Raw genomic sequence first — 14,916 nt, forward strand, 5'->3', positions numbered from 1 at the left:
GAACGCGTTCTGCGTGTTCAGGGCAGCAGTCGGCGGGGTCGAAGTCGATCGGAACGTGTCCGTGCCGACCTCGACGGGCGTCATGCCCAACCTCCCGTCGAGGTCGACGAGCGGGTCGAAACGCATCGGCGTCGCCACGGCGTGCACCTCCTCGGGGTGGTCGACGCGCCAGCAGCGTAGGCGGTTCCTGTGGTGGTCGACACGGCGTGGAGAAAGTCGCAGGACTTCGTCGTACGGCTGCGGCAGAGTGTCAGGGGTGACAGTGGATTCCACTCCTGACCGCGCGGCGCTGCGGAGCTGGCTGCCCGGGTTCCTCGCACTGGCCGCCATCTGGGGCTCCAGCTTCCTGTTCATCAAGATCAGCATCGGCGAGCTGCACCCGCTGCACCTCACTCTCTACCGGGTCGGCGCCGGCGCGGTGACCCTGCTGGTGGTGCTCGCCGTGCTCCGCGACCGGCTGCCCGCCGAGCCCCGCGTCTGGGCGCACCTGACCGTGGTCGCCGCGTTCGGCGTCGCCGTGCCGTTCACCCTCTTCGGCTACGGCGAGCAGCGCGTCGAGTCCATGCTCGCGGGCATCTGGAACGCCACCACCCCGCTCATCGTGCTGCCGCTGGCCGTGCTGGTGTTCCGCACCGAGCGGCTGACCGCACGCCGGGCGGTCGGGATGACGCTGGGCTTCGCGGGGGTGCTGGTGGTGCTCGGGGTCTGGCAGGGGGTGGGCGGGGCGCACTTCACCGGGCAGCTCATGTGCCTGGGCGCGGCCGCCTGCTACGGGGTCGCCATCCCGTACCAGAAGAAGTTCGTCGCGGGCAGCGCGCACTCCGGGCTCTCCCTCTCGGCGGCGCAGCTGCTGGTCGCGACCGCCCAGCTCGCGGTCGTCGCGCCGCTGGTGGCGGGGGCGCCCCCGGCGCCGACCGGCCTCTCGGCCGAGGTGCTCGCCAGCGTGCTCGCGCTCGGCGCGCTCGGCACCGGCCTGGCCTTCGTCATCAACCTGCGCAACATCCGGCTCGCCGGGGCGAGCACCGCCTCCACCGTGACCTACCTGGTGCCGGTGTTCGCAGTGCTGATCGGCGCCCTGGCCCTCGACGAGCGGCTGACCTGGCACCAGCCGGTGGGCGCGCTCGTCGTGCTGTTCGGCGTCGCCGTCTCCCAGGGCCTGATCGGCCGCCGGCCCGCACCCGCCGACGTCGCCGGGCCGGCGGGCCGCCGCGAGAGCACCGTCCAGAAGGTACGGCGGCAGGCGGGTCAGCCGGTGGCGTGAGCGCGGGCCCAGTCCATCAGCCGGTCGGCGTCCCACGTGTTGACGACCCGGTCGGCGGGCACCCCGCACAGGGCGGCGCGCTCGCAGCCGAACCGCTGCCAGTCGAGCTGCCCGGGGGCGTGCGCGTCGGTGTCGATGGCGAAGTCGCAGCCCGCCTCCAGCGCCCGGCGGATCAGCCGCTTCGGCGGGTCCTGCCGCTCCGGCCGAGAGTTGATCTCGACGGCCACGCCGTGCTCGGTGCAGGCGGCGAAGACGGCGTCGGCGTCGAAGTCGCTCTCCGCCCGGGTACGCGGCCGGTGCGCCCGGTCGCCCGGCCCCTTCACCCCGGCGGGCCGGGACGACACCATCCGCCCGGTGCAGTGGCCGAGGATGTCCAGGTGCGGGTTGGCGATGGCGGTCAGCATCCGCCGGGTCATCTTCGCCCGCTCGTCGTTCAGGCCGCTGTGCACCGAGCCGACCACCACGTCGAGGCGGGCCAGCAGCTCCTCGTCCTGGTCGAGCGACCCGTCCGCGAGGATGTCCACCTCGATGCCGGTCAGGATGCGGAAGCCCTCCGGCAGCGCCTCGTTGACCTTCGCCACGTGGTCGAGCTGCCGGCGCAGCCGGTCGGCGGTCAGGCCCCGGGCCACCTTCAGCCGGGGGGAGTGGTCGGTCAGCACCACGTACTCGTGGCCGAGTTCGACCGCCGCGAGCGCCATTTCCTCGATGGGTGAGCCGCCGTCGGACCAGTCCGAGTGGGTGTGGCAGTCGCCGCGCAGCGCGGTGCGCAGCGCGGTGGCCGCCGCGTCCAGGTCGGTGCCTTCCGTGGCGAGCAGCCGGCGCAGGTAGACCGGCTCTTCGCCGGCGAGCGACTCGGCCACGCAGCGGGCGGTGACGTCGCCGACGCCGGACAGCTCCGTGAGCTTGCCGGTGCGGGCCCGCTCGGCCACCTCGCTGCCCGGCAGCGCGGCGAGGGCCGTGGCCGCCGACCGGAACGCCCGGACCCGGTAGGTCGCCTCGTTGGCGCGTTCGAGGAGGAAGGCGATGCGGCGCAGGTCGGCGATGGGGTCCCGGGCGCTCATGCATGGAAAATACGCCTCCGCGCCGCCGGTCGTCGGACGACCGGCGGCGCGGAGGGTCTCGGGATCAGGAGTGCGGGAGCTTCACCAGCGACCTGTCGCCGATGCCGACCGTGGTCGGATTGTTGCCGATCGCCGACCAGACCTCCACCCGTACGGTGCCGTTCGACAGGTTGCCGAGGGCGCCGGTGGCGGAGTGCAGGCCGCTCTGCTGGGTGTAGCGCTCGTAGCCGGGTACCGGGTCGGTGGCGAAGTACCGGTAGGTCTCCACCCGCTCCCAGCTGCCGTTGCCGGTCAGGTCGTAGGAGACGCGTACCTGCACTCCGTTGCCGACCGCGGTGCCGGCGTCGAGGAACAGGTCGAACGCGGTCTGTCCGCCGGCGTACGCCAGGTCCAGGCCCGTCGCGGTGAACACCTGCGGGTTGCTCGGCGTTCCGTCGTGGTTCGCGCCGCCCGCGCCGGCCACCGTGGCGGTCGCCGGGCCGCCGGCCGCGGCCAGTCCGCCGTTCGGCAGCAGGTACCGGGTGGGGAAGTCCGCCGGCGGCGGGGTGGTGGGCGGCGGGGTCGTCGGCGGAGCCGTGGTGGGCGGGGCCGTCGTCGGCGGGGCCGTGGTGGGCGGGGTGGTCGTGGGCGGCGGCGTGCCGGTGACCCCGCCGGTCGCGGTGCCACCGCTCCAGGTGTACGCCCCGCTGGTCGCCGTCTTTCCGGCGGGTACGGCGAGCCGGGTGCCGTCGGAGAACGTGACCGTCAGCGGTGCGGCGGTGATGTTGCTCGCCACGTAGGTGCGCGCGCCGTTGCGCTGGAACACCGCTGCCAGCGGGTGGTTGGCCGTGACCGGGGTGTGCACCGTCCCGAGGGCGGCGAGGTTGCGGATCCAGTGGAAGGTGTGCGCCCGGCTCTCGCCCTCCTCCGGCGTGTACCCGGGGTTCGCGCGGAGCTTCGCCAGCGCCGCGTCCGGGTCGCCGAGCGCCAGGAACTGCCAGAGGATGTCCTGCCACACCGTCGGTTCGCCGCCGTTGTTGCGCACCAGCTCCTGGTAGTTCGTCCGGTTGGACGCCGGGTACTGGCCGAGGTAGAGGTGCCCGCCGGTGACCGGGAGCATGTTGATGCCCTGGATCATTTCCGGGTCGGCGCTGAACCAGGTGGCGTACGCGCCGCCATCACCCCAGACCATGCCGACCGTGGAGTGCCCGAAGGCCGCCGGGTAGTTCTCGTTCGTCACGTCGAACCAGTACTCGTGGATCGCCGCGGCCTGCGTGGTGTGGATGAAGATGCCGGCGTCGCGTACGGCGGTGTTGCCGGTGGCCTGTCCCCACTGGATGAGGGCGTTGGCGAAGTTCATCCCCTCGGACGAGGACTCCTGGTTGTTGCCGGCGTGGAACGAGCCGTGCCCGGCCGCCCAGTCGTGCCCGGCGTAGATGTCGAAGTCGCGCAGGTACGGGAAGCGGTTGTCGCTGCGGTCGTAGTTGTTCGCGTCCCGGATCAGCAGGTCGATCATGCCGCCGTACTGGTCCTGCCGGGCCCAGGCCGGGTCGAACTTGGCCAGTGTGGCGGCGGCGGCGATGTAGTAGCCGTAGTGGAAGTGGTGGTCGTTGAGCTCCTGGTCGGAGCCGTACGACGCCGGGTAGCCGATCAGGGTTCCCCAGTTGCGGTCGTAGTGGAAGAGCTTCGCGGTCTCCCCGGGCGTCGCGGTGAGCCAGTCGGTGAGCGTGCTCCGGATGGCGTTCAGCGCGGCGGTACGGGTCTCGGCGTCGCCGACCTGGTCGGCGATCTCGGCGATGCGGGCGGCCCGGCCCAGGCCCTTGCCCGTCCAGTAGGTGTCGCCGCCGCGCTGGTCCATCGGGTTGCCCCGGACCGCCGCCAGGTGGCTGCGCAGCGTGCTCAGGTCCGCGCCGTTGCCGGTCGCGACGGCCGGCACCTCGGGCAGCACCCCGTTGAACTTCATCGAGGTGCGGAACGCGTCCACGCCGGTGAGCACCTTCATCCGGCCGCGCGCCGACGGGTAGGTGAGCGCCAGCGGGGTGGCGTCCGTCAGCGACCGCCACTGGTGCGGGTAGAGGCTGACGACCGTCCGGTTCGCCGTGCCCTCCCGGGCGGTCGTGGTGAACGCGTACGTGGTGTTGACGGTGCTGGTCGCCTGGTCGTACGCGTACGAGACGCGGGTGCCGGTGACGTGGGCGTGGGCGTACCGGCCGTAGGTGGTGGCCAGTTCGGCGCGGGACGCGGCGTCGGTGCTCGGCGTGGTGGGCAGCAGGGCGACCGAGAAGTAGCCCTTACCGGCCAGGTTGGAGGTGATCCGGCCGCCGTTGACGGACCAGGTGGCGCCGGTGGGCGCGTACGCGACGTAGTCGTGCCCCCGGACGGTGAAGCCGATGGTGGCGCCGCTGTTCGACCAGACCGTGGCACCGCCCCCGGTGGCGTTGATCAACGCGTCGCCGCCGCTGGCGCGGAAGTACGCGAACGGCAGGCCGTGGCCGATGGTGGCGCGCATGGTCCGGGCGCCGTCGTTCCAGTACGGGGTGACCGTCCAGTCGGTCCAGCCGTCGACCTTGACGACGGGGGCGCCGAGCGCGGCGAGGCCGACGCGGATGTCCTCGGAGTACGTGTACTTGAACTCGCCGACCCCGGTGGCGGTGCCGGTGATCGTGGGGGTGGAGGTGGCCGAGAGGCCGAGGCCGTCGCCGAAGGCCTGGTAGGAGACGGGGTGCGCGTGCAGCGGCTCGCTGTAGGAGCAGTTGGTCCGCTTCCACAGCAGCGACGACCACCAGTCGTTGGTGGGGATCGGCCCGGGCGGCGCGTCGGCGGTGGCGAACTGCCGGGGGTTGGTGGTCATGTCTCCGCAACCGCTGGGCAGGGGGCCCACGCGGTCGGTGGTGTAGCTGCCGGCGCCGACGGTGGCGGCCTGGGCGGGGGTGGTGGTCACGACGGCGAGGCCGCCGAGGACGAGGGCGAGGGCGGAGGTGGCCGCCACGGCCCAGGTACGGCGTGTCGCAGGAGGTGTCACTGTGCCTCCGGTCGGGTGGCGCCGGTCGGGGACGGGCGCATTCTGCGGCGAATTGTGCGGAAAGTTACTTGAGAGAGCGCTCTCTTGAAGCGGGACGCTAGCCCAGCGCCGAGACTCCCGTCAATGTTTCCGCCCGATGAAGCGCTGATGACGACAAACGGAGTGCTCCGTCAGCCGGCGGGCGGCGCCTTGGGACAGCCGTTGCGGCGGTGCCAGGCGGCCACCTCGGCGGCCGGTTCCTTGTTGCCCTTGCGCCGCCACGAGTTCAGGTAGGGCGCCGGCCAGACCACGCCCCGGCGGATCCACCAGCCGTCCCGCCCGGTGCACGGCGGGGAGATGCCGAAGTGCAGGTGGCAGACGTTGTTCGCATTCCCGGTGCGGCCCACCTCGCCGAGCCGCTGCCCGGCGCGCACCCGCACCCCGGCATCGATCCCGTCGGCGATGCGGCGCAGGTGCGAGCCGTAGTAGCGCACCCCGTCGTCGCCGAGCAGCGACACCGACAGCCCGCCGTTGTGCGGCCCCCGGGGCCCGCGCCTGTCGAACCGGTCGACCCGGCTGACCTCCAGCAGCACGCCGTCGGTCACCGCCACGACCGGCTCGCCGCAGTCGGCGAAGATGTCCGTCCCCGGGTAGGCCGAGTGGGTCGGGTGGTAGGCGACGTTCGCCGCGCGTACCGGAAAGACGTGCGGCAGCCCGGCGCGGGTCGGCGCGGCCGACGGGCCGCTCGGGGCGACGGCCGTCGGGGTGCCGGCCGGAGCCGGGGTCGCGGCCGCCGGCTGCCCGGCCGTCGCCGGCAGGCTCGGGCGCGGAGCGCCGGGCGTCGTCCCGGGCCGGGTCGTCGCGCAGCCGGCGGCCAGGACCGGCACGAGCACCAGCAGGACCGGGTACGCCGGGCGCGCGCGGCGTCCGATCGTCGGCGAGGGCATCCGGTCATCCTGGCAGAGTCGGTACGGTGGGACGAGGTCCACGGCGGAGGGGAGGGGTCGGTGACGACCGGAGGGTACGCCTTCCCGCCCGAGCCGGGTGCCGGGTTCCGGCCGGCACCACGGGTGCCCTCGGGGCTCTTCCCGTCCGGGCCGCCGACGCAGCCCACCTACCGCGAACCGCACCCGGTCACCGGCGCCGGCGTCGCCTCCGGCGCCGCCGTGACGACCGTGTGGCTGCTCCTGTTCGGCCTGCTCGGTCGCGGCGTCGCCGGCTACGCCTGGTGGACGCTGCTGGCCGGCGGGCTGGCCTGGCTCGTCGCGCTGCTGCTGGTCCGCGCGGGTGACCGTGGGGTGGCCACCGGGGTCGCGATCGTCACCGCCGGTGGGTGGAGCATCGCCGCCGCCATCGTGGTGGCGCGGTGGGCGTCGAGCGGGGACTGGCCGCTCTGGTGAGCCGGGGCCGGCCCGTCCGCGACCGGCTCCGGCCCCTCCCCGGGCCCGCTCCGGCAGGCCTGCGGCTGCGCTGCGTCGCGGGGCGGCTGCGCAGCGAATCCCGTCTTGACGTGGCCGCCGGAACTCGGCACCCTCGGCGGTATGGCCTGGACCACTCCGCGGCTCGATCCCGAGCGCAGCCGCCGTCGCCAGCAGCTCCTCGCCGAGTTGGCGGGCGCCCGGGCGGTACGCCAGCGCGTACGGCCGCAACGGGTGCGCACCGATCGCCTGCGGGAGCTGATCGCCACCCGCCGCCGGGTCGCCGGCTGACGACCGGCAGACTTTCCCCAGGAACGACCGGCCCTTCGGGGCGTTGACCGGTCGCCTGCCGACCCGACCGGCTAACGTGCACGCGTAACGGGTCGGCCTGTCGAGGCTCTTTTGGGGGAACCGTGTCGTACTTCGCTGCGGCCGTCGTGCGTGACGACAGCGGTTGGACGGCCGCCGAGGTGAACCTGCGGGGCACCACCGACATCGAGGACGTCGCCGACCGGCTGCGCGACGTCGACCAGGACGCCGACCTGTCGCTGCTCTTCGTCGAGGCCGACGACGCGTACCTGGTGATCATGCGCCTGGACGAGGGCGAGGACCTGCGGGTCTTCGGCTCCGACTCCGCCTACGCGGAGGAGTCCCGGCTGGGCGCCCTGCTGGTCGGGGACCTGAAGACCTCGGTGACGGGGCTCGACGACACCGAGGAGCCGCGCCCGTCCGGCGGCGGCGACGAGGACACCGAGCAGCCCGCCGTCGACCCCGAGGCCGACCCGGTCGGCGAGGCCGATCTCCTGGCCGACCTGGGCATCTCCGCGCAGAAGCTGCTCAACCTCTGCGCGCAGGAGGGCACGATGCCCGCCGACGTCACCGCCGAGGTGTGCCAGGTGCTCGGCTGCGCCGACGAGGTCGAGGAACTGCGTGAGGTCTGAGCCGGCCGGTCCGGGCCGGGCCGGGGCGGGCGGCGCCGAGCCGGCCGACGCCACCGACCCGGCGCTGGGCACCGTACGCCCCGGGCAGCCGACCCCGGGCGCGGCGGGCCGGGTCGGACCCGGCGCCCACGAGGGGCTGGCCGATCCGGACGGCGCCGGCCGGCGGCAGCGCCACGAGCTGTGGATGCGCCGGGCCCTGGAGGTCGCCGTGACCGGCCCTGACGGCTCCGCCGGCGCGGACGGCGACGCCGTCGACGACATCCCGGTCGGCGCCGTGCTCTACGGGCCGGACGGCACCGAGCTGTCGATCGGGCGCAACGAGCGGGAACTGACCGGCGACCCGACCGCGCACGCCGAGGTGCTGGCGTTGCGCCGGGCCGCCGAGCGGCTGGGCCGGTGGCGGCTCGACGGCTGCACCCTCGTCGTCACCCTGGAGCCCTGCACGATGTGCGCGGGCGCGCTGGTGCTGGCCCGGGTGTCCACCGTGGTCTTCGGCGCCTGGGAGCCCAAGACCGGGGCGGCCGGATCGCTGTGGGACGTGCTGCGCGACCGCCGGCTCAACCACCGGCCGGAGGTGTACGGCGGCGTCCTGGAGGCGGAGAGCGCCGCCGTCCTGCGCGCCTTCTTCCGCTGACCTTCAGGCGCTGGTGGGGGCGGGCCGGAGCAGGGTCGCGGCCACCGCGCGGGCGGTGTCGGTCCACGGGGTGGGGCGCAGGGTCGCCGGATCGAGCCGGACGATCGCCCGCTCGCCCTCCGCGTGCACCGTGCCGCCGTCCAGCGCCTGGAACCGGTAGGCGTACCGGGCGCTGCTGGTGCCGAAGTGGTCGAGCCAGAAGTGCACCGCCACGGGGCCGGTCCCGGTGACCGGCGTCCGGTAGCTGATGGTGAACTCGCGTACGGCGTGGAACACGTCCGGCGCGCTGTGCCGCCCGCCCTGGAACGAGACGCCGTGCTCCGCCCAGTAGCCGGTCAGGGCCCGTTCGAGCAGCACCGCGTACCGGGCGTTGTGCAGCAGGCCGAACGCGTCGAGGTCGTCGAAGTGCACCGCGACGTGCGCGACGTGACCGAACTCGACGGCGGGCTGGTCGACGATGGCGTGGCTCATGAGATGCCTTCCGGTAGCAGGGTCGGATCGGGGCACAGCGCCCGCAGGCGGTTCAGCAGGCCCTGGCGGGCGTGCCGGTAGGCGGTGTCGGGGTCCAGCAGACGGGAGCGCATCGCGGCGGTGATCCCGAGCGCGTCGATCTCGTACGCCAGTTGCGCGACGTCCACGTCGGCGGGAAGCTCGCCGGCGGCGACCGCCTCGCGGACGAGCTGTTCGAGGAACGCGGTCCAGCGGCCGAAGGCCTCGGCGAGCCGGTCCCGGACGGGCCCGGGACGCGCGTTGTACTCGAAGTCGGCGCTGGCGAAGAAGCAGCCGCCGGGGAGCACCCGGGCGGCGAAGAAGTCGATCCGGGCCTGGTGCAGCGCCCAGAGCCGCCGTACGCCCCGGGTGGCGCGCAGAGCCGGCTCGATGACCCGTTCCCGCTGCTGCTCGACGGCCCGGTCGATCGTGGCGAGCTGGAGCGCCTCCTTGGAGCCCCAGTGCGCGAAGAGGCCGGACTTGCTGACGCCGAGCGCGTCGGCGAGCTGGGCGAGGGAGAGCCCGTGCAGGCCGACCTCGGTGGCGAGGACCACGGCGGCGTCCAGCGCGGCGGTGCGCGTCCGGTCGCCCCGCGCGACGCGTCCGTCGGGTGCGGACGACGGTCGGCCCGGCCGGTGAGCTGTCATGGGCAGAGGCTAATGAATAAGCACGACCGTTCGTATAGTTTCCGGAAGTGACCGTGGTCACGAAACCGCCCCGCCGTCCGGGAGGACGACGGGGCGGCGGCCGGACGGAACTCAGGCGACGATCGTGTCCAGGGCGATCTCGACCATCTGGCTGAAGGTCTGCTCACGCTCCTCGGAGGTGGTCTTCTCGCCGGTCTTGATGTGGTCGCTGACCGTCAGCAGGGTCAGCGCGCGGGCCTTGAACCGGGCGGCGATCGTGTAGAGCGCCGCCGACTCCATCTCCACCGCCAGCACGCCGTAGTCGGCGAGGCTGTCGTAGAGGTCCGGGCGGTCGGTGTAGAAGGCGTCCGCCGCCAGGATCGGCCCGACCCGCATCGCGATGCCGCGCCGCTCGGCCACCTCCACCGACGTACGCAGCAGCCCGAAGTCGGCCACCGGGGCGTAGTCGATCAGCCCGTCGAAGCGCATCCGGTTCATGTTCGAGTCGGTGGACGAGCCGATGGCGGCGATCACGTCGCGCAGCCGCAGGTCCTCGGTCAGGGCCCCGCAGGAGCCGACCCGGATCAGGCTCTTCACGCCGTACTCGTTGACCAGCTCGTGGGCGTAGATCGAGGCGGAGGGCATGCCCATGCCGGAGCCCTGGACGGACACCTCTACGCCGTTCCAGCGGCCGGTGAAGCCCAGCATGCCCCGGACCGTCGAGTAGCACTGCGCGCCCTCGAGGTAGGTCTCCGCGATCCACTTGGCCCGCAGCGGGTCGCCCGGCATCAGGACCCGCTCGGCGATCTCTCCCGGCTTCGCGCCGATGTGCGTACTCATGGCAAGGATCCTGCCAGGCCGCCCCGCGGCATACCGGTTCGGCGTCCGAACCCGGGGTCATGTACCCTTCTCGGCGGTGGCGTGTCCGAGTGGCCTAAGGAGCACGCCTCGAAAGCGTGTGAGGGTTTACGCCCTCCGCGGGTTCAAATCCCGCCGCCACCGCTCGTGACAAGCGAGGACGCCCGGTCGATCCGCGAGGATCGGCCGGGCGTCCTCGCTTGTGGTCTCAGTTTCGGTCTCAGTTGGCTTGGTCGAGCCGCGCAAGCTGGCTGAATAGGCCACCATGCCCGCCCAGTCGCCTGGGCGGGCGTGGTGGCCGAGCCGGAGCTAGGCCGGGGGAATCACTTGCCGGACTTGTTCTTGGTCGGGTCGACCAGCTTCGACGGGCCGCCGTTCGGAGTGGGCGGCATCCGGTGGCCCTTCGGCACGGTCACCTCAGGGCCACCCTTGACCGGCTTGTACTGACCGCTCTTGGGAGCGGGGGTGCCCGGGTTGACCACCACCGGCTTCGCAGCCGGGCGGGCGGCGGGCTTGGCGGCAGGGCGGGCAGCAGGCTTGCTCGCCCCCGACGACGGCTTCGCGGCCTTGTTCGCCACTTGCTCTCCTTTCGGTTGAGCACGGCGGGCAACCTGCGGAGAATTTCACTCCTCTGAGGTCTCGCGTGAGACATCAGCCGGTGATAACGTCGCCGGTCTACTGCCAGGTAGAAACGACGACGACCCGGTAGGGCTGCCCGGAGAACCGGCACCCTGCCGGGTCTTCGTGCTGTCTTGCTCGGGTCACCGTACTCGGCGGTGGGGCAGGCAGCAAGAAGGTCATCGCCTCAAAGTGGCAGATATTGTGGTGCCGGAAGAATGTCGTACCCACATGTAGTGGGTCTCGGGTTGGGTCGTGGCCTGTGGATAACGGCGCGACGGCGGGCACTTCGCACGCCTGTTCCATTCGGAGAAACCCCTGCTTGGGGGTGGTAAAGCCATCGATGAGCCGGGATGAATCTTGTTTTGGGGCCTGTGGAGGGTGGTGTGGGTATGTTGTGCGCCAGCCCTTTCGACCTGTGGATACTTCGGTCGATCACATCGATGGGCGCAACTTTCGGTACGGCTTTTTCGGCGCGTCTAGGCCAAGTCAGACAAAAGCCGTGATAGTGGCTCGGAGTCGACCGGCAGTTTGCCGGCCGACTCCGAACGCGAGATGATCTCTTGCCGAGATGAGCTAGCCGGCCCCATCGTTCTTGGGCCCGGAGGAGGTCGACCAGAGCAGTCCGCCGACTCGGGTCGCGATGTCCCGGCGGACCTGGGCGGTGAGGTGTTGGTACCGGGTCGCCATCGCCGAGTTCGACCAACCCATGATGCCCATCACGGCCCGTTCGGCGACGCCGAGGATCAGCAGCACCGTGGCGGCGGTGTGCCGGGCATCGTGCAACCGGCCGTCGCGTAGCCCGGCGAGCCGGAGCAGTCGCTTCCATTCGTCGTAGTCGGTGCGCGGGTTGACCGGGCCGCCGGTCGGCGTGGCAAACAGCCAATCGCCACCCTCCCAGAGCTGGGCGGCGTTCGCGCGCTCCTGGTCCTGTTCGTCGCGGTGCTTACGGAGCAGCGCCACCAGCTCGTCGGGGAGCCCGATGCTGCGCCGACCGGCCCGCGACTTGGTCTCGGCGGTGTCGGCACGCACCTGGCGGCGGTCGGGGCAGTGTCCGCCGTGCTTCCGGCCGCACGGTGAGCCGCACCCGTGCTCCCACCTCGGCCGCTGCCGGCCGCGCCGGACGGTCAGCGTCCCGGCGTCGAGGTTGACGTCTGACCAGCGCAGGCCGAGGGCTTCCCCCTGGCGCAGGCCGAGGGCGAGCGCGACCGCCCACCGCGCGCTGTTGCGCCGGCCCCGGGTAGCCGCCATCAGCCGTTGCACCTCGGCGACCGTGTACGGCTCGATCTCGCCTTCCGGTAGGCGTGGTGCCTTGGCAAGGCTGGCCGGGTTCTTGGCCAGGTGTCCCCGGCGGACCGCCTCGTTCAGCGCGGTACGGATCGTGCGGTGCGCCTGGTGGGCGGTCGCCGGGGCACTGCCGTTCTCCTGCATCTTCCGGTAGAAGCGCTCCAGGTGCTCGGGCTCCAAGCGCTCGATGCGGTGGGCGCCGAGACCGGGGATGAGGTGTCGGTAGACCGCCACCCGGTAGCCGGCAAGGGTGTTCTCCCGGACGCTCGGGGCAGCGATGTTCTCGACCCAGTGCGTGAGCCAGGTCTTCACCGTCCAGCGCTGGCCGGTCTTGCGAACCGTGCCGCTGTCTCGCTCCCGTTCCAAGAGCCGGACCTTCTTGATGACGGCGGCTTCCGTCTTGCCCCGGACATGCCGGCGGTCAGGTGATCCGTCGTCCTTGACGCCGACGGTTACCCGACCGTGCCAGGAACCGTCAGCGCCGAGGTAGACGCTCGATGCTCCGTTGGGTCTGCGTCCCACAGTCATGCTCCCTTCGTCAGGCGGCGCGGTCGAGGGGCGTCGAGTCGCCGAGCAGGCTTCGCACGTACTCGTCGAGGGAGAAGGTGGGCACGCGGTGCAGGCGGCCGATCCGGACGGTGCGAATCTGGCCGGCCTTGATGAGGGCGTACATGGTGGTGCGGCCGATGCCGAGTCGCTGGGCGGCTTCCTCGATGGTCAGGACGACGCGCTTTTCGGTGCTGGACACGGTGTTCTCCCGTGGTTGCTGGCCGAGTGTGGGCAGTGCGCTCGCTGGCCGGGTAGGCGGTGGCGAGCGCGGGATTCGATGGGCCGGCCGTCGTCTACGGGTGGCCGGCCGGTCGTAGTTCTCCGTGGGAGGGCTGAACCATCTCCGCATCTCCGCATCTCCGCAAACATGGCTGTGAGCTGGGCGAATGCTTGCGGAGATGCGGAGTTCCGCCGGGGGTTCATCTCCGCAAAGGGGGTGTGATCTCCGCAGAGCGTTGCGGAGATGCGGAGATCGATGCTCTTCTAGGTTCTGATCTCCGCAGGGTGTTTCCGCTGGTGGGGCGGGGTTGGTGCGGCGTTGCGGAGATGCGGAGATGGTTCAGCGGGTTTCACCCCTGGTGGTGTTCGACCCAGAACACGGACCGGTCGCCCCGGTCGTTCTTGCCGGCCCGGACGACGTGTTCGCCGCGCCACCGCCCGGCTTGCCCGGTGAGCAACCGCCCGAGTTGCAGCGGGTTGGGTAGGCGGCCGTTGTGGGTGGTGATGAACTGCCCGTCCCACGGGTCGTGGGTGTCGCTGCCGATCTGCATGGGTTCGGCGTCGCGGCGTAGGTCGGCGGCGGTCATCGGCCGGTTGCCGTGGCGGTCGTGCCAGCAGGTGAGGAACGCGCGCCAGCGCGTTTCGTCTTCGTCGATCTCGCGGATGTCGGCGGCGTTGGTGAGGAACCCGTCGATGCCGTGGTGGGCGAGGAACCCGCCGAGGGTGCGCCCAGGGGGTGAACTGCCGCATCGACAGCCCGGACACCCTCGGCGCTCCCTGCCGCGTCCAGTCCAGGACGAGCACGAGCAGGTGCCACAGGACGGTGAGTTGGTTCGCCGGGTCGGTGATCCACTGGTCGAGGTGCGGGATGCCGAACCCGGCTTGGTCGCGCAGTTCGGGGCGGGGCATGTCCGGGTCGAGGTGCACCCGCACGGTGCGGGAGGCCATGTCTCCGCCGACTTGGAGGTTGTTGCCGGTGGCCATCCACAGCCGGTCGTTGACGGTGGCCACGTTGCGCGACGCCCCGAGCTGCCGGTCGGACCACACGCCGGAGGTGACGAGTTGGGCGAGTACCGGGGAGTCGATGACGGTGCCCTCAGCGAGGTTGTCCCAGATGACCACCCCCACCTGCTCGGCCAACACGGCGGTGATGGACTTGCGCAGCTCTTCGTCGGAGTAGGCCCAGGTCATGACGCGCTGCCCGTAGAGCATCCCCGGCCCCGCCGTGAGGATGGTCTTGCCCGATGACGGCATGGTCGCGTCGATCAACGCGAACGGGGTCAAGCTGCGGGTGAAGTGCCGCAGGATCGGCGTGGCGAGCAAGGCCACGTAGTTGGCGCGGTCGGCGGCACTGGCCCAGGGGAAGTCTCGCAGGAATTGGCCGAGCAGGAACGTACGTGCGTCGCGTACCTGCTCGGGGGTGGGTTGGTCGGGCACGGGCGGGAGGGTGACCTTTGCGGCGAGGTAGAGGCCGGTTTGCGGGTCGTAGCCGGGTTGCTGCAAGAGGGTGCCGTCGCGGCGCAGCACGGGTGCGCCGATGATCCCGCGCAAGGGTGGTACGCCGGGCCAGGTCTTGCCGGCCAGCACGGACGACAGGATGTCGCGGGGCGGGGTCACCTCGTCTTCGTACATCTCGGGGTTTCCTCCGTCGGTCTTGCGGGTTTTGACCTTGTAGACATAGGCGTGTTCGGCGAGGAGCCCGGCTAGGCCGGCGGGGGTGAGGGCGCTCGCGCTGATCGGCAGCGGCGAGTCTTCGTCGGCGGCGGTGGGCAGGCCACCGGAAACCGCTTCCATGTGCACCAGGGAGCCGGCGGAAACGTAGGTGTCGGGCAACAGCCCGTCCACGAGGGCGGCTTCCGCTGGCCTTCTGGTTGCTCGACGCTTCATCGGACCTGGACAGGTGATCAGGGGTGCCGATATCCCCGCCAGCATTTTGCCTGTCGCTCGCGAGCAATAATCACCCTAAGGGACGTCT

The 14,916-nt window shown here is 71.8% G+C and carries 15 protein-coding genes and 1 tRNA gene; 6 read left to right on the plus strand and 10 right to left on the minus strand.

Features of this window, described 5'->3' with window-relative positions:
- Positions 1-256 precede the first annotated feature (256 nt).
- Positions 257-1,261, plus strand: coding sequence for a DMT family transporter (locus GA0070610_RS29150; RefSeq protein WP_172896615.1), 1,005 nt, complete (start codon positions 257-259; stop codon positions 1,259-1,261).
- On the opposite strand, the gene GA0070610_RS29155 is transcribed toward GA0070610_RS29150, so the two are convergent.
- From GA0070610_RS29155 to GA0070610_RS29165, 3 genes are all read right to left on the minus strand, one after another.
- Positions 1,246-2,322 (minus strand): PHP domain-containing protein, encoded by a 1,077-nt coding sequence (locus tag GA0070610_RS29155; protein ID WP_089002994.1) that lies wholly within the window; start codon positions 2,320-2,322, stop codon positions 1,246-1,248. The genes GA0070610_RS29150 and GA0070610_RS29155 overlap by 16 nt on opposite strands.
- Before the next feature lie 64 nt (positions 2,323-2,386).
- On the minus strand, positions 2,387-5,290 hold the full coding sequence (locus GA0070610_RS29160; RefSeq protein ID WP_231925850.1) for a glycosyl hydrolase: 2,904 nt from the start codon (positions 5,288-5,290) through the stop codon (positions 2,387-2,389).
- 203 nt (positions 5,291-5,493) lie between these two features.
- On the minus strand, positions 5,494-6,249 hold the full coding sequence (locus GA0070610_RS29165) for a M23 family metallopeptidase (protein ID WP_089002996.1): 756 nt from the start codon (positions 6,247-6,249) through the stop codon (positions 5,494-5,496).
- A 60-nt stretch (positions 6,250-6,309) separates the two neighbouring features.
- Here GA0070610_RS29165 and GA0070610_RS29170 point away from each other — a divergent pair, with 60 nt between their 5' ends.
- From GA0070610_RS29170 to GA0070610_RS29180, 4 genes are all read left to right on the plus strand, one after another.
- Positions 6,310-6,702 (plus strand): hypothetical protein, encoded by a 393-nt coding sequence (locus GA0070610_RS29170; RefSeq protein WP_392567278.1) that lies wholly within the window; start codon positions 6,310-6,312, stop codon positions 6,700-6,702.
- 141 nt (positions 6,703-6,843) lie between these two features.
- Positions 6,844-7,011: a hypothetical protein gene (locus GA0070610_RS31020; RefSeq protein WP_172896616.1), complete on the plus strand. Its 168-nt coding sequence runs from the start codon at positions 6,844-6,846 to the stop codon at positions 7,009-7,011.
- A 122-nt stretch (positions 7,012-7,133) separates the two neighbouring features.
- Complete coding sequence (locus GA0070610_RS29175; RefSeq protein ID WP_089002997.1) at positions 7,134-7,661, plus strand: tRNA adenosine deaminase-associated protein; 528 nt, start codon at positions 7,134-7,136, stop codon at positions 7,659-7,661.
- A 184-nt stretch (positions 7,662-7,845) separates the two neighbouring features.
- On the plus strand, positions 7,846-8,295 hold the full coding sequence (locus GA0070610_RS29180) for a nucleoside deaminase (protein ID WP_172896730.1): 450 nt from the start codon (positions 7,846-7,848) through the stop codon (positions 8,293-8,295).
- A gap of 3 nt (positions 8,296-8,298) precedes the next feature.
- On the opposite strand, the gene GA0070610_RS29185 is transcribed toward GA0070610_RS29180, so the two are convergent.
- From GA0070610_RS29185 to deoD, 3 genes are all read right to left on the minus strand, one after another.
- Positions 8,299-8,766 carry an acyl-CoA thioesterase gene (locus tag GA0070610_RS29185; RefSeq protein ID WP_089002999.1) on the minus strand — a complete coding sequence of 156 codons (468 nt, stop codon included), beginning with the start codon at positions 8,764-8,766 and terminating at the stop codon, positions 8,299-8,301.
- Positions 8,763-9,431 carry a TetR/AcrR family transcriptional regulator gene (locus GA0070610_RS29190; RefSeq protein ID WP_089003000.1) on the minus strand — a complete coding sequence of 223 codons (669 nt, stop codon included), beginning with the start codon at positions 9,429-9,431 and terminating at the stop codon, positions 8,763-8,765. The genes GA0070610_RS29185 and GA0070610_RS29190 overlap by 4 nt, the downstream gene beginning before the upstream one ends.
- Before the next feature lie 111 nt (positions 9,432-9,542).
- Positions 9,543-10,250: a purine-nucleoside phosphorylase gene (deoD, locus tag GA0070610_RS29195; protein ID WP_089003001.1), complete on the minus strand. Its 708-nt coding sequence runs from the start codon at positions 10,248-10,250 to the stop codon at positions 9,543-9,545.
- 75 nt (positions 10,251-10,325) lie between these two features.
- On the opposite strand from deoD, the gene GA0070610_RS29200 reads away from it, so the two are divergent.
- Positions 10,326-10,412, plus strand: a tRNA-Ser gene (locus GA0070610_RS29200).
- Between the two features lie 179 nt (positions 10,413-10,591).
- Here the strand turns inward: GA0070610_RS29200 and GA0070610_RS29205 are convergent.
- The 4 genes from GA0070610_RS29205 to GA0070610_RS29220 form a co-directional block, all read right to left on the minus strand.
- Entirely contained in the window at positions 10,592-10,846 is a 255-nt protein-coding gene (locus tag GA0070610_RS29205) for a hypothetical protein (RefSeq protein ID WP_089003002.1), read from the minus strand.
- A 616-nt stretch (positions 10,847-11,462) separates the two neighbouring features.
- Positions 11,463-12,695 carry a tyrosine-type recombinase/integrase gene (locus tag GA0070610_RS29210; protein WP_197697782.1) on the minus strand — a complete coding sequence of 411 codons (1,233 nt, stop codon included), beginning with the start codon at positions 12,693-12,695 and terminating at the stop codon, positions 11,463-11,465.
- 16 nt (positions 12,696-12,711) lie between these two features.
- Positions 12,712-12,921 (minus strand): helix-turn-helix domain-containing protein, encoded by a 210-nt coding sequence (locus GA0070610_RS29215; protein WP_077937930.1) that lies wholly within the window; start codon positions 12,919-12,921, stop codon positions 12,712-12,714.
- A 284-nt stretch (positions 12,922-13,205) separates the two neighbouring features.
- Positions 13,206-14,786 carry a hypothetical protein gene (locus tag GA0070610_RS29220; RefSeq protein WP_231925851.1) on the minus strand — a complete coding sequence of 527 codons (1,581 nt, stop codon included), beginning with the start codon at positions 14,784-14,786 and terminating at the stop codon, positions 13,206-13,208.
- Positions 14,787-14,916 lie beyond the last annotated feature (130 nt).

It is taken from the genome of Micromonospora echinofusca (genome assembly GCF_900091445.1).
In the GTDB taxonomy this organism is placed as follows: domain Bacteria; phylum Actinomycetota; class Actinomycetes; order Mycobacteriales; family Micromonosporaceae; genus Micromonospora; species Micromonospora echinofusca.